This window comes from Bradyrhizobium sp. Kon56 (assembly GCF_055807635.1).
Genome location: NZ_JBVVOU010000015.1, coordinates 130,972 through 149,944 on the forward strand (window position 1 = coordinate 130,972; position 18,973 = coordinate 149,944).

18 protein-coding genes are annotated in these 18,973 nt (G+C 65.0%); 5 read left to right on the forward strand and 13 right to left on the reverse strand.

What is annotated here, in order from left to right; genetic code table 11:
- Window positions 1-369: 369 nt before the first annotated feature.
- The 5 genes from AC0L3B_RS23385 to AC0L3B_RS23405 all read right to left on the reverse strand — a co-directional run bounded on the left by AC0L3B_RS23385 (window position 370) and on the right by AC0L3B_RS23405 (window position 5,606).
- Window positions 370-1,035: a methionine ABC transporter permease gene (locus tag AC0L3B_RS23385; RefSeq protein WP_018457839.1), complete on the reverse strand. Its 666-nt coding sequence runs from the start codon at window positions 1,033-1,035 to the stop codon at window positions 370-372.
- Window positions 1,025-2,191: a methionine ABC transporter ATP-binding protein gene (locus tag AC0L3B_RS23390; RefSeq protein ID WP_473381111.1), complete on the reverse strand. Its 1,167-nt coding sequence runs from the start codon at window positions 2,189-2,191 to the stop codon at window positions 1,025-1,027. The genes AC0L3B_RS23385 and AC0L3B_RS23390 overlap by 11 nt, the downstream gene beginning before the upstream one ends.
- A 227-nt stretch (window positions 2,192-2,418) precedes the next feature.
- Window positions 2,419-3,891: a DASS family sodium-coupled anion symporter gene (locus AC0L3B_RS23395; RefSeq protein ID WP_456654202.1), complete on the reverse strand. Its 1,473-nt coding sequence runs from the start codon at window positions 3,889-3,891 to the stop codon at window positions 2,419-2,421.
- A gap of 116 nt (window positions 3,892-4,007) precedes the next feature.
- Window positions 4,008-4,814, reverse strand: a complete 807-nt coding sequence (locus AC0L3B_RS23400; RefSeq protein ID WP_085349814.1) for an enoyl-CoA hydratase/isomerase family protein — start codon at window positions 4,812-4,814, stop codon at window positions 4,008-4,010.
- Window positions 4,815-4,847: 33 nt separating this feature from the next.
- The gene (locus tag AC0L3B_RS23405; protein ID WP_247390645.1) at window positions 4,848-5,606 is read right to left on the reverse strand and encodes a hypothetical protein; all 759 of its coding nucleotides are present in this window, start codon (window positions 5,604-5,606) and stop codon (window positions 4,848-4,850) included.
- Window positions 5,607-5,668: 62 nt separating this feature from the next.
- Between AC0L3B_RS23405 and nthA the strand changes: the two genes are divergently transcribed.
- From nthA to AC0L3B_RS23420, 3 genes are read left to right on the forward strand one after another with little or no spacing between them, the layout of a single operon-like run.
- Window positions 5,669-6,292: a nitrile hydratase subunit alpha gene (nthA, locus tag AC0L3B_RS23410; RefSeq protein WP_247371146.1), complete on the forward strand. Its 624-nt coding sequence runs from the start codon at window positions 5,669-5,671 to the stop codon at window positions 6,290-6,292.
- A complete protein-coding gene (nthB, locus tag AC0L3B_RS23415) occupies window positions 6,289-6,948 on the forward strand; it encodes a nitrile hydratase subunit beta (protein ID WP_247371143.1) in 660 nt (219 codons plus the stop codon). The genes nthA and nthB overlap by 4 nt, the downstream gene beginning before the upstream one ends.
- Window positions 6,948-7,328, forward strand: a complete 381-nt coding sequence (locus AC0L3B_RS23420) for a nitrile hydratase accessory protein (protein WP_247371140.1) — start codon at window positions 6,948-6,950, stop codon at window positions 7,326-7,328. The genes nthB and AC0L3B_RS23420 overlap by 1 nt, the downstream gene beginning before the upstream one ends.
- A 143-nt stretch (window positions 7,329-7,471) precedes the next feature.
- Here AC0L3B_RS23420 and queC read toward each other — a convergent pair whose 3' ends face one another.
- Window positions 7,472-8,185, reverse strand: a complete 714-nt coding sequence (gene queC, locus AC0L3B_RS23425) for a 7-cyano-7-deazaguanine synthase QueC (RefSeq protein ID WP_247371137.1) — start codon at window positions 8,183-8,185, stop codon at window positions 7,472-7,474.
- Between the two features lie 139 nt (window positions 8,186-8,324).
- Here queC and mazG point away from each other — a divergent pair, with 139 nt between their 5' ends.
- Window positions 8,325-9,179 (forward strand): nucleoside triphosphate pyrophosphohydrolase, encoded by an 855-nt coding sequence (mazG, locus tag AC0L3B_RS23430; RefSeq protein WP_247390634.1) that lies wholly within the window; start codon window positions 8,325-8,327, stop codon window positions 9,177-9,179.
- Between the two features lie 20 nt (window positions 9,180-9,199).
- Here the strand turns inward: mazG and hflX are convergent, their stop codons facing one another.
- The 4 genes from hflX to AC0L3B_RS23450 all read right to left on the reverse strand — a co-directional run bounded on the left by hflX (window position 9,200) and on the right by AC0L3B_RS23450 (window position 14,859).
- Complete coding sequence (hflX, locus tag AC0L3B_RS23435; protein ID WP_247395649.1) at window positions 9,200-10,582, reverse strand: GTPase HflX; 1,383 nt, start codon at window positions 10,580-10,582, stop codon at window positions 9,200-9,202.
- Window positions 10,583-10,593: 11 nt separating this feature from the next.
- Window positions 10,594-10,842: an RNA chaperone Hfq gene (gene hfq, locus AC0L3B_RS23440; protein WP_007591126.1), complete on the reverse strand. Its 249-nt coding sequence runs from the start codon at window positions 10,840-10,842 to the stop codon at window positions 10,594-10,596.
- A gap of 237 nt (window positions 10,843-11,079) precedes the next feature.
- Complete coding sequence (gene ntrX, locus AC0L3B_RS23445) at window positions 11,080-12,450, reverse strand: nitrogen assimilation response regulator NtrX (protein WP_007591127.1); 1,371 nt, start codon at window positions 12,448-12,450, stop codon at window positions 11,080-11,082.
- A gap of 15 nt (window positions 12,451-12,465) precedes the next feature.
- Window positions 12,466-14,859 (reverse strand): sensor histidine kinase, encoded by a 2,394-nt coding sequence (locus tag AC0L3B_RS23450; protein ID WP_018457828.1) that lies wholly within the window; start codon window positions 14,857-14,859, stop codon window positions 12,466-12,468.
- Window positions 14,860-15,034: 175 nt separating this feature from the next.
- Between AC0L3B_RS23450 and AC0L3B_RS23455 the strand changes: the two genes are divergently transcribed.
- On the forward strand, window positions 15,035-15,181 hold the full coding sequence (locus AC0L3B_RS23455; RefSeq protein ID WP_018457826.1) for a hypothetical protein: 147 nt from the start codon (window positions 15,035-15,037) through the stop codon (window positions 15,179-15,181).
- Between the two features lie 166 nt (window positions 15,182-15,347).
- On the opposite strand, the gene ntrC is transcribed toward AC0L3B_RS23455, so the two are convergent.
- From ntrC to dusB, 3 genes are read right to left on the reverse strand one after another with little or no spacing between them, the layout of a single operon-like run.
- The gene (ntrC, locus tag AC0L3B_RS23460) at window positions 15,348-16,790 is read right to left on the reverse strand and encodes a nitrogen regulation protein NR(I) (RefSeq protein WP_007610301.1); all 1,443 of its coding nucleotides are present in this window, start codon (window positions 16,788-16,790) and stop codon (window positions 15,348-15,350) included.
- Window positions 16,791-16,799: 9 nt separating this feature from the next.
- Window positions 16,800-17,975 carry a two-component system sensor histidine kinase NtrB gene (locus AC0L3B_RS23465; protein WP_026233448.1) on the reverse strand — a complete coding sequence of 392 codons (1,176 nt, stop codon included), beginning with the start codon at window positions 17,973-17,975 and terminating at the stop codon, window positions 16,800-16,802.
- Window positions 17,972-18,973: a tRNA dihydrouridine synthase DusB gene (gene dusB, locus AC0L3B_RS23470; protein WP_473381112.1), complete on the reverse strand. Its 1,002-nt coding sequence runs from the start codon at window positions 18,971-18,973 to the stop codon at window positions 17,972-17,974. The genes AC0L3B_RS23465 and dusB overlap by 4 nt, the downstream gene beginning before the upstream one ends.

Sequence of the window (18,973 nt, forward strand, 5' to 3'; positions counted from 1 at the left end):
GAGCCGGGGCTTCGACGGTGACGGCGGGGATCTGCGTTTGCGCCTCCACGGCACCGAAGGGAACGACGAGAGCAAATGTGCTGGCCGCTCCGAGGAAGAGAGTCTGTATCTGTCGACGACGCGTGTCGGCACGCGAAGCAAGTTGGAAATCGGTCACGTTTGTCGAGGCCCCACGCACTGCCGGCTTCGCCGGTATCGTTTTTGATGCCTCGCCCTAACGCAGGCGATTTCGGAGTGCGATAGGAACTGCGTTAGAATTTCTCCAGACGCGTGCGCAACGCGTGCGACGAATGCACTCAGTCGTGTCTCGAAGTTTGGAATGCTTCCAGACCGACAAGAACCTGCTTGTTCGAAATGTCTTAAACGGCGTCAGCGATGTCGCAGCCGGCGATTAACCCGGCGCGCGAGATAATCGCCGGCGCTCTGCACGAGCTGCACCAGCGCGATCAGCACCACGACGACAGCCAGCATCATCTCCGGCATGAAGCGCTGATAGCCGTAGCGGATGCCGAGATCGCCCAGGCCTCCGCCTCCGACGGCGCCGACCATGGCGGAATAGCCGAGCAGGCTGACAACCGCGAGCGTCAGCGCCAGCAGAAGACCCGGCAGCGCTTCGGGGATCAGCACCTTGAGCACGATCTGCATCGGCGAGGCCCCGAACGAGGACGCCGTCTCGATCAGGCCGCCATCGACCTCGCGGATCGCGGCCTCGACCAGGCGCGCGATGAACGGCGCCGATGCGATCGTCAACGGTACGATCGCGGCCGTCGATCCGATCGAGGTGCCGGCCACCAACCGCGTGAACGGGATAATGGCGACGACCAGGATGATGAAAGGCGTGGATCGCGTCGCGTTGACGACGGCACCGAGCACGCGATTGACGATGGGCGCCGCGAACAGCTCGCCTTTCCGGCTGGTCGCGAGAAAGACGCCGAGCGGCAGGCCGAAGGCGGTGCCGATCAGCGCGGCGAGCCCGACCATGTACAGGCTCTCGCCGGTCGCCTGGATGATCAGGTTGATGAGTTCAGGCGACATAGCCGAGACGCTCCGCGGGGAATTGATATTGTGAAAGCCAGGCCAGCGTGCGCGTCGTCGCGTCCTCGCCGCCGGACATGCCGAGAGGGATACCAAGCGTCAGCGAGCCCACATGCTGGCCGCCGATCTCGTCGATGCGGGCCGACAGCAGCGACACGTCGAGGCCGAGCTCGCGCGCCAGCCGCGCCACCATCGTGTCGCCGGCCCCTGCCCCGCGCACCTTGACGCGGATCACGGCCTGTCCGGCCGGAGGCTGCTCCGAAACGATCCGGCTCGCCAGCGACACCGGCAGGCTGTCTCCGATTACTTCGGCCAGGAAGGATTGCGTGATCGGATGCTTGGGGTAGGTGAAGATGTTGGCGACATGGCCGCTCTCGACGACGCGGCCGGCATCGAGCACCACGACATCCCCCGCAAGTTGGCGCACCACGGACATCTCATGGGTGATCAGTACGATGGTCACGCCCAGCTCGCGGTTGATGTTCGCGAGCAGATCGAGGATCGCCCGCGTGGTCTGCGGATCGAGCGCCGAGGTCGCCTCATCCGACAGCAGCACGCTCGGCCGCGTCGCGAGCGCACGGGCAATGCCGACGCGCTGCTTCTGGCCGCCGGAGAGTTCTGACGGGTAGCGATCGTGCTTGTCTGCGATGCCCACCAGCGCAAGCAGCTCGGCCACGCGCGCGCGGATATCGGCCTTGGCCCAGCCGGCGATCTCCAGCGGCAGCGCGATGTTGCCGGCAGCGGTGCGGGAGGACAGCAGATTGAAGTGCTGGAAGATCATGCCGATCGAGCGCTGCGCCAGCCGCAAGTCGCGGCCCGAGAGCGCCGAGATATCTCTGTTATCGACGACGACGCGGCCCGTGGTCGGCCTCTCCAGGCCGTTGATGAGCCGGACCAGGCTCGATTTGCCGGCGCCGGAGCGGCCGATGATTCCGGTGATCGAACCGCGCGGGATGGCGAAGTCGATGTTTTGCAGGGCATTGACGCCGGGCTTGCCGCGATAGGCCGGATAGGTTTTCGAGATGCCTTCGAAGCGGACCATCGCGTCGGACGCAGTCGCGGCAGGTGAGATCGCGTGAGCTGAGATCGCGTCAAACTTTTCGATCGGCTGTCCGATCGCGAGCGACGGGTGGACGTTCATGGAGGCGGCCTTCATGCACAATAGTTCCCTTGCCCCTGGGCATCCGGGAACGGTCGCATCAAGCGACGGAGAGTGAAACCGCGATGAGGACTCGGCTGGAGCGCGCTGCACCGCAGCACGCACAATCGCCCTTTCGGGTCGCTCTGGCAATGTCAGATATTTGCGGGGAGTTGGACGAAGTTTTCCAAATGTCTTCCCGCTGAAGAAAATTCATCTGCCGCCGTATTGCCCTCCCGCCCGACTCAGTGGACCTGCAACCAGGGCCATACGATCAGCAGCAGCCCCGCGAAATAGAGCACCCCGAAGATCAGCCCAAAACCCCAGAACTGACCCTTGCCGATATAGCCGCTCCCGAAATACATCGGCGCCGGCCCGGTCGCGTAAGGCGAGATCACCCCCATCAGGCCGAGCGAATACATGCAGAGCATGGCGAGCGTCGTGACTGGTAGGTCGGGGATGCCGGATCCGACCGCGAGCACCACGGGCAGCACGGCGGCGGCATGCGAGGTGATGCTCGAGAAGAAATAGTGGATCCAGAAGAACAGCGCGACCAGCAGGAGCATTGCGGTCGACGGCGACAGCCCGGCGAGCGGCTTTGCGTATTCGGTCGCGAACCATTTGATGAAGCCGATCTCGTTGAGGCCCGAGGCCAGCGTCAGCAGCGAGGTGAAATAGAAGAACACCTCCCAGGCGCCCTTCTCGGCGACGATGTCGGCAAACTCGATCACGCCCGTCACCAGCATCAGCGAGATCACGATGAACACGACGGTGGTGGCGTTGACGAAATTCGAGCCCAGAAGCGGCACGCGGATGTCCGGGCTCGAGCCCGCGATCCACAGGAACATCGCGAGCAAGATCAGCGCCAGCATGATCCATTCATTGCGCGACATCGGGCCCATCTCCGCGAGCTCCTTCGATGCCCATTCGGAAATTTCCGGGCTGCTCTTCACCTCGGGGCGGCAGACCGCGTAGCTGAGCAGCGGGACCAGCACCATCAGGAGCAGGCCGAGCGGCGCAAAGCCGATGAACCACTGCGCCCAGCTGACGTCGATTCCGGCGGTCTTCTTGGCGATGGCGAGCGCCGCTGCATTGGGCGCCAGCGCGGTGAAGAACAATGAGCTGGTGACGGCGGTCGACGCGAACGCGGTCCACATCACGTAGGTGCCGATCTTGCCGGCGGTCGGTCCTGGCTCGGAGCCGTAGATGCGCGGGATGTTGCTGATGATGGGATAGACGATGCCGCCGCTGCGCGCGGTGTTGGACGGTGTCGCCGGCGCCAGCAAGAAGTCCGACATCGCCACCGCATAGCCGAGACCGAGCGTGTTGGTGCCGAGCTTTTGCACCAGCACGAGCGCAATACGCCGGCCCAGCTGGCTCTTGCGGTACCCGATCGAGAACACGAAGGCGCCGACGATCAGCCACACCGTGCTCTCGGCAAAGCCCGCCAGCATCCAGCGCAGCGACTTGGTCGGATCGGGATCGATATAACCGCCGACGCCGGCAACCGTCAGCCCGATCAGGCCGACCGCGCCCACCGGCATCGATTCCAGGATGAGCCCGGTGATGACGGCCGCGAAGATCGCAAAATAGTGCCACTGATTGGCGTTGAGCCCTGCGGGCACCGGCCACAGATAGATCAGCAGCCATACCGCGAGCGGCGCGATCAGCTTCCAGCGAAACCCTTTCGCCTCGGGTGCCTGCGTGCCAGTGGTCATGGGCCCTCCCCCTCGATCGTCATTGTCGTCTGCCGGCCCGTTGATCGGACGTATTGTTTTTGTCCCACGCGGCGTATACGGATTGTCCGCGGCGCAATCAATGGCCGGGCCGGCTTCTACCGCCCTCTGAACTTCGGTTTGCGTCGCGTCAGGAACGCCTCGACGCCCTCCTTATGGTCCTCGCTAAGGCTTGCCAGGGCGAACTGGTCGACGTCCATGTGGCTGGCGAGATTATCCAGCGCATGCGCCAGCCGGTTGACCGTGAGTTTCGTCATGGCAACGGAGAGCGGCGGCTGCGCTGCCACCTTGCGCGCAAGCTCCATCGCGGCATCGAACGCATGGCCGGGATCGACCACCTGCTCGACCAGGCCCCACTCATAGGCCTCATCCGCGCTGATGCGCTGATCGGCCAGGACCACCGCCTGCTTGGTGCGCGCCGGGCCGATCAGATGCAGCATGCGCGGAATGCTCTGCCAGCTCATGTTCATGCCGAGGCCGATCTCGGGCACGCGCAGATGGGCATCGCGTCCCATGACGCGGAAGTCGAGCGCGACGGCCAGCGCCACGCCGCCGCCGACGCAAAACCCCTCGATGGCGGCGATCGTGATCTGCTCCATCTCCTGCCAGGCGTGGGTCAGGCGCGGTCCGAGCTTGAGATGCCGCCGCAGCGTGCCGAGGTCCATGTCCTTGCGCGCGCGGCCTTCGGCATCCTTGAGGTCGAAGCCGGCGCTGAACGCAGCCGCGCTGCCTGTCAGCACCACGGCAGAGGTTGCGGCGTCATCCTCAAAACTGCGCGCGGCCGCGGTGAGCTGGCGTAAAGCCTCTGGCGATAGCGCATTGATGCCGTCGCCGCGGTCGAACCGCACCACCGCAATCCGTCCCTCCGGCCCGAGGCCCTTCTCGATCTTGACATAGTCAGGCAACGCAAACTCCCCTGGTCTTGGTCTTCCTGGCGCTCACAGATGCCCGGTGCGCCGATGTTCGGGTTCGCTTCCATGGACCGGAAACCGGATCGTGGTCCCGATGGTGATCCAGTTGGCATTTTCGCCGGTGATGTTGCGGCCGTAGATCAGATCGACGGAGAATATCTCGTTCGGTCGGTAGCGGACACCGGTCTGGAAACGCGGCTGCACGATGCTTGCGACCTCGGCGGCGCCGGCCTGCCCGTACGCCTCGATCGTCCATTGCAGCGTGTCGGTGAATTTCCAATCGAAGCCGATGCCGTAGGTCAGGTAATGGCGATCCACCGTCCGATCCCAGAGCCAGCCGCCGTTGACGTTGATGCGCATGGTCTCCGACAGGCGGAAGGTCGCGGGGATGACGGCAAAGGCGGATAGCGCCTCGCCGGTCGCCGCGTCGAACGATCCTCCGCCATAGGCCGACAATCCCCACCGGCCGATTCCGGTCGGGACGAAATTCGTCTTGGCTTTTGGCGCGATTGTCGTGCTCCAGTCGCCGCCGCTCCGGGCCCGGATGGTCTGCAGGCTCAGCTCGATCGGCCTGAAGGGATCGACGACACACGAGGGATTGGCGACCGCCGAAAAATCCGTGTTGGAAGCCGCCGACAGCCAACTTTCCACCTTGCAGGAGCCCACATCGGAAATGTCGGCGGCATCGACCGCATAGGCGCCATTCGCGGCGCGCGCATCCTGCGCCGCGAATGCGCCAAGAGCCGCGATTGCGACGGTTATTCCGGTTCTTGCAGCCCAGCCCATGGTGCGATGTTAGCAGAGTCTTCGCCTCGACAACGCCCGGATTCCGGGACTATCTTCGCCCCATGAGCGACCATCATCACCACGATCACGACCATTCCGAGCTGTCGGAGACCGAGCTGCGCGTGCGCGCGCTCGAGACGATCCTGACCGAAAAAGGCTATGTCGAGCCGGCCGCGCTCGACGCCATCATCCAGGCCTATGAGACCCGGATCGGCCCCCATAACGGCGCGCGCGTTGTCGCCAAGGCCTGGAGCGATCCGGCGTTCAAGGCGGCACTGCTGGAGGACGGCTCGAAGGCGATCGGCACGCTCGGCCATGTCAGCCGCGTCGGCGACCACCTCGTCGTGGTCGAGAACACGCCGCAGCGTCACAACATGGTCGTGTGCACGCTGTGCTCCTGCTACCCCTGGGAAATGCTGGGGCTGCCGCCGGTCTGGTACAAGGCCGCGCCCTATCGCTCCCGCGCGGTGAAGGACCCGCGCGGCGTGCTCGCCGATTTCGGCGTGCAAGTCGCCAAGGACGTTGAAATCCGGGTATGGGATTCGACCGCCGAAACGCGCTTTCTGGTGCTGCCGATGCGCCCCGCGGGGACGGAAGGCTGGAGCGAGGAGCAGCTCGCCGAGCTGGTCACGCGCGATTCCATGATCGGTACCGGCTTTCCCAAGGCGCCGGGGGCGCCGTCATGAACGGCGTGCACGACATGGGCGGCGTGGACGGCTTCGGCAAGGTCGAGCCGGAGCTGAACGAGCCGGTGTTCCACGAGGAATGGGAATCGCGTGTTCTCGCCATGGTGCGCGCGATGGGTGCGGCCGGCGCCTTCAACATCGACACCTCGCGCTTCTATCGCGAGACGATTCCGCCGCACGTTTATCTCTCGAGCTCCTATTACAAGAAATGGTTTCTCGGGCTCGAGGAGATGCTGATCGAGAAAGGCTATCTCACCCGGGAGGAAGTCGCCGCCGGCCACGCTATGCACCCGGCCAAGGCGCTCAAGCACGGCAAGTTCGATCTCGGCCAGGTCGAGCGCATCATGGTGCGCGGCAAGTTCGCCCGCCCTGCCCCGGCGCCGGCGAAATTCAAGATCGGTGACAAGGTCCGCGCGAAGAACATTCATCCCGCGACCCACACCCGCCTGCCACGCTACGTGCGCGGTCATGTCGGAATCGTCGAGCTGAACCATGGCTGCCACGTGTTTCCTGACTCGGCGGCGATGGAGCTCGGCGAGAATCCGCAATGGCTCTACACCGTCGTGTTCGAGGGCCGCGATCTCTGGGGCGCGGACGGCGATCCGACCTCGAAAGTCTCGATCGATGCGTTCGAGCCGTATCTGGACCCGGCGTGATGAGCAGCACGGCTGCTGCTGCCGCGACGGCAGCCATCCCGAGCATTCCTCATGATGATGACGGCCCGGTGTTCCGCGCGCCCTGGGAGGCGCACGCCTTCGCGATGGCGCTGACGCTGCACGAGCGCGGCGTGTTCACCTGGCCCGAATGGGCGGCAGCCTTGGCCTCCGAGATCAAGCGGGCGCAGGCGGCCGGCGATCCCGATACGGGCGAGACCTACTATCTCCATTGGCTCGCCACGCTGGAGGGCCTGGTCGCGCGCAAGGGCGTTGCGTCTGCGGAGACGCTGCATCGCTACCGCGACGCCTGGGACCACGCCGCGGATCGCACCCCGCACGGCAAGCCGATTGAGCTGAAGGCGGAGGATTTTGCGCCGTAGTCGCTTTGCGCGTTGCTGGGGTACACTCTAACCCCAACCCGCGAAGGCGGGGAATCCAGTACGCCGCGGCCTGTCGATTATCGCTACCTTCTCGGAGTACTGGATCACCCGCTTTCGCGGGTGATGATACCGAGTCTATGGTATCACCGTCCCGCCACGTACTCCCGCCACCCCTTCGCCCGCAGGCTGCACGCCGGGCATTCTCCGCAGCCGTATCCCCAATCATGCTGCGCGCCGCGTTCGCCGAGGTAGCAGGTGTGCGACTGCTCGCGGATGAGGTCGACCAGCCCGTCGCCGCCGAGGTCCTGGGCGAGCTTCCACGTCGCGGCCTTGTCGATCCACATCAGCGGGGTATGCAGCTCGAACTTGCGGGCCATGCCGAGCGACAGCGCGGCCTGCATCGCGCGGATGGTGTCGTCGCGGCAATCGGGATAACCGGAATAGTCGGTCTCGCACATGCCGCCGACGATGTGACTGATGCCGCGCCGGTAGGCCAGTGCCGCGGCAAAAGTCAAGAACACCAGATTGCGGCCGGGCACGAACGTGTTCGGCAGGCCGTCGGCGCCCATCGCAATCGCGACGTCGCGCGTCAGCGCCGTCTCGGACACGGCCGCCAGCGTCGGGATCGACAGCGTGTGGCTCTCCCCGAGCCTGGAAGCCCAGTCCGTGCGCAGGCCCTTGATGCCGTCGAACAGCCGGTCGCGGCAGGCCAGCTCGATGGCGTGGCGCTGGCCGTAATCGAAGCCCAGCGTCTCCACGCGCGCAAAGCGATTCAGCGCCCAGGCGAGGCAGGTGGTGGAATCCTGGCCGCCGGAGAACAGCACCAGCGCGGTTTCGGATGAAGATGCGTCAGTCATGGCCCGCGCTTTAGCACTGCGCACGCGGCTCGCCAATCTGGCCCGCCAACCGGTGGAAATCACCCTGTTCCGCCGCGCTGCGCTGGGAACGGGGGCTCGCTTTTGGCATAAGGCATGGGAGCCAGGAGACTGCCCTGCAATGACCCCTTCCCGCGACATTTCCCGCCTGATCGAAATTATGGCGGCGCTGCGCACGCCGGTGACCGGCTGCCCCTGGGACCTCGAGCAGAATTTTGCGACCATCGCGCCCTATACGATCGAGGAAGCCTATGAGGTGGTCGACGCCATCAGCCGCGGCGATCTCGACGACCTCTGCGAGGAGCTCGGCGACCTCCTGCTGCAGGTGGTGTTCCATGCTCAGATGGCCGAGGAGCAGAACGCCTTTGCCTTCGGCGATGTCGTCGAGGCCATCACCCGCAAGATGATCCGCCGCCATCCGCACGTCTTCGCCGACAAGGACGGCGATCTCGCCTCCTCCCACGTCAAGGAAGTCTGGGACCGCATCAAGGCCGAAGAGAAAGCCGAGCGCGCCGCGCGCCGGCCACCCCAGGAAGCGCCGTCCCACAAATCGCTGCTGTCAGGCGTGAAGGCCGGCCAGCCCGCCCTGACGCGCGCCATGGAGCTGCAGCGCAAGGCCTCCACTGTCGGCTTCGACTGGAACGATCCGCGCGCGGTGCTGGCAAAAATCCGCGAAGAAGCCGACGAGATCGAGGCCGCACTCGATCGCAACGACAGCGAGGGGTTGGCGGAAGAGACCGGCGACCTGATGTTCGCGGTGGTCAACCTCGCCCGCCATGTCGATGCCGATCCGGAAGCCGCGCTGCGGGCGACCAACACGAAGTTCGAGCGGCGGTTTGCCTATATCGAACGGGCGCTGGAGGCGCAGGGGCGGACCCTCGAGCAGGCGTCGCTGGCGGAGATGGACGCGTTGTGGAATGAGGCGAAGAGTGCGAAGCAGTCGTCACCAGAGGAGCGCAAGCAAGCCGGCCGCTAACTCGGCCGGGACGACACTAACTACGCGGACAGTCGCGGCACGGCATCGAACCGGTTCACCACGATGTCCCGCTTGGTCTCGTCCACCCGCACCGTCATGTCGAAGCGGCCGTCGTGCAGCTCTTTCGCCAGCACTTCGGAATTCCGATGCAGCCAGCTGATGCCGGCGCCGTCGGAGGCATCGATGGAGAGGTCGAGCGTGATGCGTTTGGCGGCCAAGCGCTCCTCGATCGCGGCGAGCAGCGCGTCGACCCCCTCGCCCGACACGGCCGACACCAGCATCGCCGGATGATCCTCCGGCCTGCGCGCGGCGATGTTCAAAAGCTCTTCGCGCTGTTCGGGACCATAGCGGTCGATCTTGTTCCAGACCTCGATGATGCGGCCTGAATCATCGGGGTTGATGCCGAGCTGGCGCAGCACGGCGTCGACGTCGCTCTGCTGCGCCTCGGCGTCGTCGTGCGAGATGTCGCGCACATGCAGGATGACGTCGGCCTCCAGCACCTCCTCCAGCGTGGCGCGGAAGGCGGCGACGAGCTGCGTCGGCAGATTGGAGATGAAACCGACGGTGTCCGACAGCATCGCCTTGCCGCCATGCGGCAGGGTGAGCGCGCGGAGGGTCGGATCCAGCGTGGCGAACAGCATGTCGGCGGCCTGCACGTCGGCGCGGGTCAGGCGGTTGAACAGCGTCGACTTGCCGGCATTGGTGTAGCCGACCAGCGCCACGACGCGGTACGGCACGCGCTGGCGGCCTGCGCGATGCAGGCGGCGTGTGGCCTGCACCTTCTTCAGTTCGCCCTCGAGCTTGGAGATGCGCTCCTGGATCAGGCGGCGGTCGGCTTCGATCTGCGTCTCGCCGGGACCGCCCATGAATCCAAAGCCGCCGCGCTGGCGCTCGAGATGGGTCCATGAGCGCACCAGGCGCGAACGTTGATAGTTGAGATGCGCGAGCTCGACCTGGAGCGAGCCTTCCTTGGTCTTGGCGCGGCGGCCGAAGATTTCCAGGATGAGACCGGTGCGGTCGAGCACCTTTGCCTGCAACTCCTTCTCGAGGTTGCGCTGCTGGATCGGCGCAAGCGCGCAATCCATCACCACGAGTTCGACGTCGAGGCTCTTGGCGAGCGCGGCGATCTCCTCGACCTTACCCTTGCCGATATAGGTCGCAGGGCGGATCTGGCTGATCGGCGCGATGATGGCGTCGGCAACGACGAGATCGATCGCGCGCGCGAGGCCGGCGGCTTCGTCGAGCCGGGCTTCCGCGTCACGCACGACATGAGCTTCCGATTGCGCGTCGGCACTGCCTGCGCGCACCCGCAAATAGGGACCGATGACAAGCACCCGCCCCGTCTGCGTACCCCCTGCCGACCGCGGACGGTCGGCATCCCCGTCGAAATTCCGGGGTTCCAATCAGATCACTCTCAAGCCGGCTGATCCTCGCCGCCTTCGAACAGCTGGATCGGAGCGCCCGGCATGATGGTCGAGATCGCATGCTTGTAGACGAGCTGCGAGTGACCGTCGCGCCGAAGCAGCAAACAGAAATTGTCGAACCAGGTCACGATGCCCTGGAGCTTCACTCCGTTGACCAGAAAGATCGTCAGTGGCGTTTTGGTTTTGCGAACGTGATTAAGGAAGGTGTCCTGCAGGTTTTGTGCGCGGTCTGCCGCCATTGTTTTTTTCTCGCTTTGAGTTTCTTTTTATTGCGCCGGTTGCGGCCCTCTTTTGAAACTCGGGGTCCTCGTCCGGTTGCCGTCCCTCATGAGATCCCCCTCGGGGGGACAGCGGTTCAATTAGAGGACAGGTAGGCTTATTAGGCAAGCCGCTTCACGCGGCAGCCCATGCCGTATTGCCCCGAAAAACTACGGAAATCGATGATTTTCCTCGCCTATTCCAACGACGTCGCAGCGTTAGCCGACGCCGAGCGCCTTCAACTTCCGGTGCAGCGCCGAGCGTTCCATGCCAACAAACTCGGCCGTGCGAGAAATATTTCCTGAAAAACGGCTGATCTGTGCAATCAAATAGTCGCGCTCGAACACTTCGCGCGCTTCGCGCAGCGGCAGGCCCATGATGTGCTCGCCATTGTTGCTGGTCGGCATCGCGGGCACCATGGAGCCGACATCCTGCGGCAGCATGTCGGCAGTGATGATGACTTCCGGCCCGCCAGCGGCGAGAATCATGACTCTCTCAACGTTGTTGCGGAGCTGGCGCACATTGCCCGGCCAGACATGCGACTGCAGTACCGCCATCGCGTCCTGGCCGATCTGCCGCTTGGGCAGGCCGCTGCCCGCGGAGATCTGCTCCATGAAATAGTCGATCAATTCCGGAATGTCTTCACGCCGCTCCGACAATGCGGGCACGCGGATCGGCACCACCGAGAGCCGGTGATAGAGGTCCTCGCGGAAATGACCGGCCGCGATTTCCTCTTCGAGGTTGCGCGCGGTGGAGGAGATGATGCGGACGTCGACCTGCACCTTGCCGTTGCCGCCGACGCGCTGGAACGACTGCTCGACCAGCACGCGCAAGATCTTGTTCTGGGTCTCGCGCGGCATGTCCGCGATCTCGTCGATGAACAGCGTGCCGCCATGAGCCTCTTCGAGTGCGCCGGGCTTGCGCGCGTGCTCGCCGTTGGACTGCTCGATGCCGAACAGCTCGTGCTCCATCCGCTCGGGCGTGATCGCAGCGGCGTTGATGACGACGAAGGGGCCGTCGGCGCGGCCCGAGGCCGTGTGCAACGTGCGGGCGGTCAGTTCCTTGCCGGCGCCCGCGGGGCCGACGATCAGGATGCGGCTGTTGGCCTTGGCCGCACGCTCGATGGTCTGGCGCAGCTGGTTCATGCTGGGCGAGCGGCCGACCAGCGAGCTTGCGCTCGGCGCGAGTTGCTTCAGCTCCTTGACCTCGCGCTTGAGCCGCGAGTTCTCCAGTGCACGGTTCGCGACCAGGATCAGCCGGTCGGTCTTGAACGGCTTCTCGATGAAGTCGTAGGCGCCACGCTTGATCGCGGCGACCGCGGTCTCGATGTTGCCGTGGCCGGAGATCATCACGACCGGCAGATCGGGGTTGTCCTTCTTGACCTGCTCCAAGAGCTGCAAGCCGTCGAGCTTGGAGCCCTGCAGCCAGATGTCGAGGAACACCAGATGCGGCCTGCGGTTGGCGATCTCGGCGAGCGCCGTATCGCTGTCGCGCGCGGTCCGGGTCACGAAGCCCTCGTCTTCGAGGATGCCCGCAACGAGATCCCGAATATCGGCCTCATCATCGACAATCAGAATTTCACTTGCCATGGATCGCCTGTTTTCTCAGCTGCCTGTTGAGGCTTTGATCTTCGTTGAATCATTGGTCTTTTCAGCCGGCTCTTTGGTTTCGACGGCCGCCTCTTTTGTTTCCGGATCCTTGAGGGATTGCGTGGCCGTTTCGCCGCTTTCCGGCTTGGTCGTTGCCGCGGCTGCCGGTTCGGCCCCCTCGCTTTTCGCGGGAGCGCCGGCGATCGCAAAACGCATCCGCATCCAGGCGCCGCGCTGGCCCTCGCGGAAGTCCGAGGCATCCTTCAGCTCGATGCGCCCGCCATGGTCTTCCAGCACGCGACCGACGATCGCGAGCCCAAGGCCGGTGCCTTTGGCGCGTGTCGTCACATAGGGCTCGAGCAGGCGCGAGCGCGCCACCTTGGGCAGGCCGATGCCGTTGTCGACGACGTCGATCAGCACGTCCTCGCCCTCGCGCGAGACCACGACGTCGATCCGGCCTTTGCCGAGCTCCTCCAGGGGGACCTGCTCGATCGCCTCGGTGGCGTTCTTGACGATGTTGGTGACGGCCTGCGAGATCAGCCGCCGGTCGAACTGGGCGCGCAGCGGGTCTTCCTTGAACTCGGCCTCGATATCGATCTCGGGGTGGGCGACCTTCATCAGGAACACCGCCTGCCGCACTGTGTCGGCGACGTCCTCACCCTCCATGACCGGCTTAGGCATCCGCGCAAAGCGCGAGAACTCGTCGACCATGCGGCGGATGTCGTCGACCTGACGCACGATGGTGTCGGTGCACTGTTCGAAGATCTGCTTGTCCTTGCCCTCGGTGATGTCCTTGCCGAATTTGCGGCGAATGCGTTCGGCGGAGAGCTGGATCGGGGTCAGCGGATTCTTGATCTCATGCGCGATGCGGCGCGCGACGTCGCCCCAGGCCGAGGTGCGTTGCGCCGAGACCAGTTCGGTGATGTCGTCGAGCGTGATGATGTAGCTGTCGTGCGGCTGGCTGGTCTTCTCGGCGCTGACGCGGACCGACAGATTGCGTTCCTGCCCGTCGCGCGTGATCGTGATCTGCCCCTGCACCAGGCGCTGGGTCCCTTCCCGCGCCGTCTTCATCATCTCTTCGAGCTCGGGCAGCACGTCGGAGAGCGGATGGCCGAGCGTCTCGGCTTCGGAGTGACCGATCAGCTTTTCGGCGGAACGGTTGAGAATGCCGACGCTGCCTGAGGTATCGACACCGATAATGCCGGCGCTCGCGGACGACAGCACCGCCTCGATGAAGCGGCGGCGGCTGTCGATGAGCTCGCTGGCGTTGACGAGCTCGTCGCGCTGGCTACGCAACTCCTCCGTCATCTTGTTGAAGGTCTCACCCAGCTGGGCGAGGTCGCCTTCCGACTGGTGCACCGGCACTTTCACATGGAGATCGCCCGTCGAGACCGTCTGGGCCGCGTTCATCAGGCGTCGGATCGGCGAGACCAGCGAGTTGGCGAAGTTGAGGCCGATCAGCACCGAGGCCATCAGGATGGTCAGCGCGATCACCGCGAACATCAGCGCGAACGCGACCTGGATGCCGAGCCGGCGCGACTCGATCTGGGCGTATTCGGCGACGCTGACCTCGGTCTGCTTGAGCTGGTTGACGACATTCGGATCGAGCGGCCGTGCGACGTAGAGGAATGTGTCACTGAAGGCGCGCAAGCGGACCACCGCGGCGACGAAGCTCGCATCGGGCAGCACCGCGATCTCGGGTTCGGATTCGTTGACGTTGCTGAGGAAGTCCGGTGCCGGCGGCGAATAGGCCAGCCGCATGCCGGTGTCGGCGGATTCGAGAATGTTGGTGTTCTTGTCGATGATCATCGCGCCCGGCAAATTGCGCGAGGCGGCGCTGGACGTCAGCAATTCGCGAAACGAGCGGCGATCCTGGTCGTAGAGCGGCCGCGCGTGGGCGATGTCGTTGGCCATGCCGAGAATGTCGCCCCGGATCAGCTGCGCATGGTCCTGCATGTAAGCCCGCGCGATCGTCAGTGAATTCTGGATCACCTCCTTGGTCGGGCCGGAGAACAGGCGGTCGAGGCCGCGCTCGATGGTGACGTTGGCGACGACGGCGACCAGCACCGCCGGCAGCACCGCCACGATCGAGAACAGGCTGACGATCTGGACATGGAGGCGCGCCGCCGCCCTGCCCCGCCGTCGCGCCAGGATCAGCTGCCAGAGCTCGCGGATGATGATGCCGACCAGCAGCAGGATGGTGGCTGCGTTGCTCAGATAGAACGAACGGACAACTTGCGGCGTCAGTTCGATGCTGGTGAGGCCGGTCAGGACCAGGAAGGTGAGCAAGGCCGACAGCAGCGCCAGCGCCACGGCGAACGGCGCCAGCCAGCGTCGCGCCGACCAACGCCGGGGCTCTTCTGCTGGGGCCGTGTCAAAGGATGCGGCCGAGGTGTCTGCGCTGGTCATTCCGGCAATGGGTGCTGAAAACGGGGGGGCCGCGGCGGGCGGCTACTGATGTATTCGTACCACATTGTTGCCGAATTGCGACAATTCCGCGGCGTCACCGCCGCGACCGACCCGCGCATCCACAGCGACATGCCGGAGGGCGGGAACGGATTCCAGCCCCGGCGGCTTGACCAGCATGCACAGGTTCTTTCTCGCGATGATGGTATCGGCCGTGCTGCTGCTGATCGTGGCGGCGGACCTGCTGGTCAATGGTCTCGGGGTGCAGGAGCCCAATGCGAACGTCGCCAGCGCAATACAGGTCTCAGGCCGGTTTGTCAGATAGGTGTGAGGCCGCGTCCCGCGGCTGAAATCACCCTTTGAATGTTCCTGCGGAACATTTCAGTCCGATCGGGACTTCTGCTCACCGCGTCAGCCACGACGGCCAGCGCGATCGGACAGGCTCAGCTCCGCTTGGTAGGGGGAGCTGAGCCACCGGCCGTTGCGTGGGGCTAGCCGCCGCTCCGATACACCTGGATATCGAGATCCCGGATCTTCTTCCGCAGCGTGTTGCGGTTGAGGCCGAGCAGATCGGCGGCGCGGATCTGGTTGCCGCGGGTGGCCGCGAGCGCGGCCGTGAGCAGTGGCACCTCGATCTCCTTCAAGATGCGATGATAGAGGCCCGGCGGCGGCACGCCGTTCGGGAAGCCCTGGAAGTGCGAGGAGAGATACGCCTCGACGGCGCCACCGAGATTGTCGACGCCATGCTGGACGGCGGCACCCGGGCTGACCGTGGGTGGCGCCAGCTCGCCGTCGATGACGGAGCCCGTGATCACATCCTGGGGATACAGCGCCGCGAGGCGACGGGCGAGGTTCTCGAGCTCGCGCACGTTGCCCGGCCAGCGGTGCTGCTTCATCCGCTCCAGCGCCAGCGTGTCGAGCTTTTTCGGCGGCAGGCCGTCCTTCTCCGCCAGCGCGAAGAAATGACGGATGAGATCGGGCAGATCCTCGATGCGCTCGCGCAACGGCGGCAGCCGTAGCGGCACGACGTTGAGGCGGAAGAACAGATCTTCGCGGAACAGGCCTTGCTGGATCAGGACGCGCAGATCCTTGTTGGAGGCCGCGACGATGCGCACGTCGGTCTTGATCGGGGTGCGACCGCCGACCGTGGTGTATTCGCCCTGCTGAAGCACGCGCAGCAGACGGGTCTGCGCCTCCATCGGCATGTCGCCGATCTCGTCCAGGAACAGCGTGCCGCCCTCGGCCTGCTCGAACCGGCCGGAGGCGCGGGTGTTGGCGCCGGTGAAGGCGCCGCGCTCATGGCCGAACAGCTCCGACTCGATCAGGTCGCGCGGGATCGCCGCCATGTTGACCGCGACGAACGGGCCATTGCGGCGCTTGCCGTAGTCGTGCAACGCGCGCGCCACCAGCTCCTTGCCGGTACCGGACTCGCCCGTGATCATCACGGTGAGGTCGGTCTGCATCAGGCGCGCCAGCACGCGATAGATTTCCTGCATCGCCGGCGAGCGGCCGACCAGCGGGATCGCCTCCATCTCGGCGTCCTCGTTCGGCGTCGAGACCCGCTCCTTCGGCTCGGCCAGCGCGCGGCCGACGATGGCGATCAGCTCCTTCAGATCGAAGGGCTTCGGCAGATATTCATAGGCGCCGCGCTCGGAGGCCCGGATCGCCGTCATGAAGGTGTTTTGCGCGCTCATGACGATAACAGGCAAATTCGGCCGCATCTTCTTGATCCGCGGCAACAGGTCGAACGCGTTCTCGTCGGGCATCACCACGTCGGTGATGACGAGATCGCCCTCCCCCTGGCTGACCCAGCGCCACAGCGTTGCGGCATTGCCGGTCAGCCGCACTTCGTAGCCGGCGCGCGATAGTGCCTGATTGAGAACCGTGCGGATGGCGGTGTCGTCATCAGCAACGAGAATGCTACCTGCGGGCATCGTTAATCCTCATTTCGCCCCCTGTGACGCAGACGACGACTTTCCGGCAGAGCCGTCGTGACTGCTTTGATCGGCATGTTTCACCGATGTGGAATACATCGGCATCAGCACGCGGAAGGTTGTCTTGCGCGGCTGAGATTCGCATTCGATGATGCCCCCGTGATCCCCGATAATCTTTGCGACCAGCGCGAGGCCCAGACCCGAGCCGGTCTGTTTGGTGGTGACGAAGGGATCGAACAGGTTTGGCAGAAGATCGTCCGGCACGCCTGGTCCGTTGTCCTTCACGCAGAATTCGAGCGGCAGGGATACACGGGATTTTTGACCGGGGACTGACAGGCGGACGCCGGGGCGAAACGCGGTGGTGAGCTGGATTTCACCGTCGGGAACGTCGATCAGCGCTTCGGCGGCGTTCTTCACCAGGTTGAGGAACACCTGGATGAGCTGGTCCTGGTTCGCCAGCACCGGGGGCAGCGAGGGATCGTAATCCTCGACGAAGCGGATGTTGCGGGCAAAGCCGGACTGCGCCAGCCGTTTGACGTGATCGAGCACCGAATGGATGTTGACGGGGCCGCGCACCACGGGGCGCTCGTCGCCGAACACCTCCATGCGGTCGACCAGCGTCACGATGCGGTCGGCCTCGTCGCAGATCAGCCGCGTCAGCATGCGGTCTTCCGAGGAGGCCTGCTGCTCCAGGAGCTGCGCCGCGCCGCGGATGCCCGAGAGCGGGTTCTTGATCTCGTGCGCCAGCATCGCGGCGAGCGCGATCACCGAGCGCGCGGCGCTGCGATGGGTGAGCTGGCGGTCCATCTTGTCGGCGATGGAGCGCTCCTGGAGCATCACCACGATATGGCCGGGCCGTTCCGTGACGGGGGCAACGTGCAGATCGACCTGGCGGTCCCCGCCCATGCGCGGCGTGCCCAGATCGACCTTGTACTCGTTGACAGGTGCATTCGACGAACGCACCTGGTCGATCAGCGCCAGCAAGGGGCTGCCAAACGGCACCAGCTCTTTCAGCGACTGCCGCTTCAAGAACTGCGTCGAGATATCGAAGAAGGCTTCGGTTGCGATGTTGGCGGCGACGATTTTGCCGTCCGGCCCGATCATCAGCACGGGATTGGGAAGTGCGTCCAGGATGGCATCGCTGTCGGACGGAAACGGCCGACGATGTTCAGCAACTGAGCTCATGCAGCGGCGCTCCATGCGAAGTCGTCGAAGGCATCTCGCAGTGACCGGTGAACGAGGTGCGGATCCTCCGAGGTGAGGATTTTCTGGCGCCAGGATTTCAGCTTCTCGGCCGGCGCACGGCTCACATCGGCCGCGACGTCGAGCGCCCAGCCCAGATGTTTTCGCGCGTGCCGCAGCCCGATGCGCAGGCCGTAGAGCGCGCAGACGCCTTCATAAAGCGTGCGCACATAATGCAGCTGCGTCTCGAGCGGCGGCGTGGCTTCCACCGCCCCACCCTTGAGGCGGCGGCCGATCTGGCCGGGCAGCCAGGGCTGGCCCTGCGCGCCGCGGCCGATCATCACGGCATCGGCGCCGGAGGCCTTTAACGCCGCGAGGGCCTTCTCGTAAGTGGTGATGTCGCCATTGACGACGAGCGGAATGGAGATGGCCTCGCGTACGGCGCGGATCGCATCCCAATCGGCCTCGCCCTTGTAGAACTGGCAGCGGGTGCGGCCGTGCACGGTGACGAGCTTGATGCCTGATGCCTGTGCGCGCCGCGCCAGTTCCGGTGCGTTGCGGGTGCGGTCGTCCCAGCCGAGCCGCATCTTCAACGTCACTGGCACCTTCACCGCCGCGATCGTCGCTTCGATCAGGCTGACGGCGTGGTCGAGGTCGCGCATCAAGGCGGAACCGGACTGGCCGCCGGTGACGTGACGAGCCGGACAGCCCATGTTGATGTCGATGATATCGGCGCCTTCGGCTTCAGCGATCCGGGCGCCCTCCGCCATCCAATGCGTCTCGCACCCGGCGAGCTGGACCACGTGGGGACCGATCCCCGTGGCTTCGCAGCGCAACCGGGACATATGATGGCCATTGGCGAGTTCGTCGCTGGCCGTCATTTCGGACACCACCAGACCGGCCCCCAACTCCGCGGCAAGCCGGCGGACGGGCGAGTCAGTCACCCCCGACATCGGTGCCAGGAAGACCGGGGTGGCGACATCAATATCGCCTATCTTCAA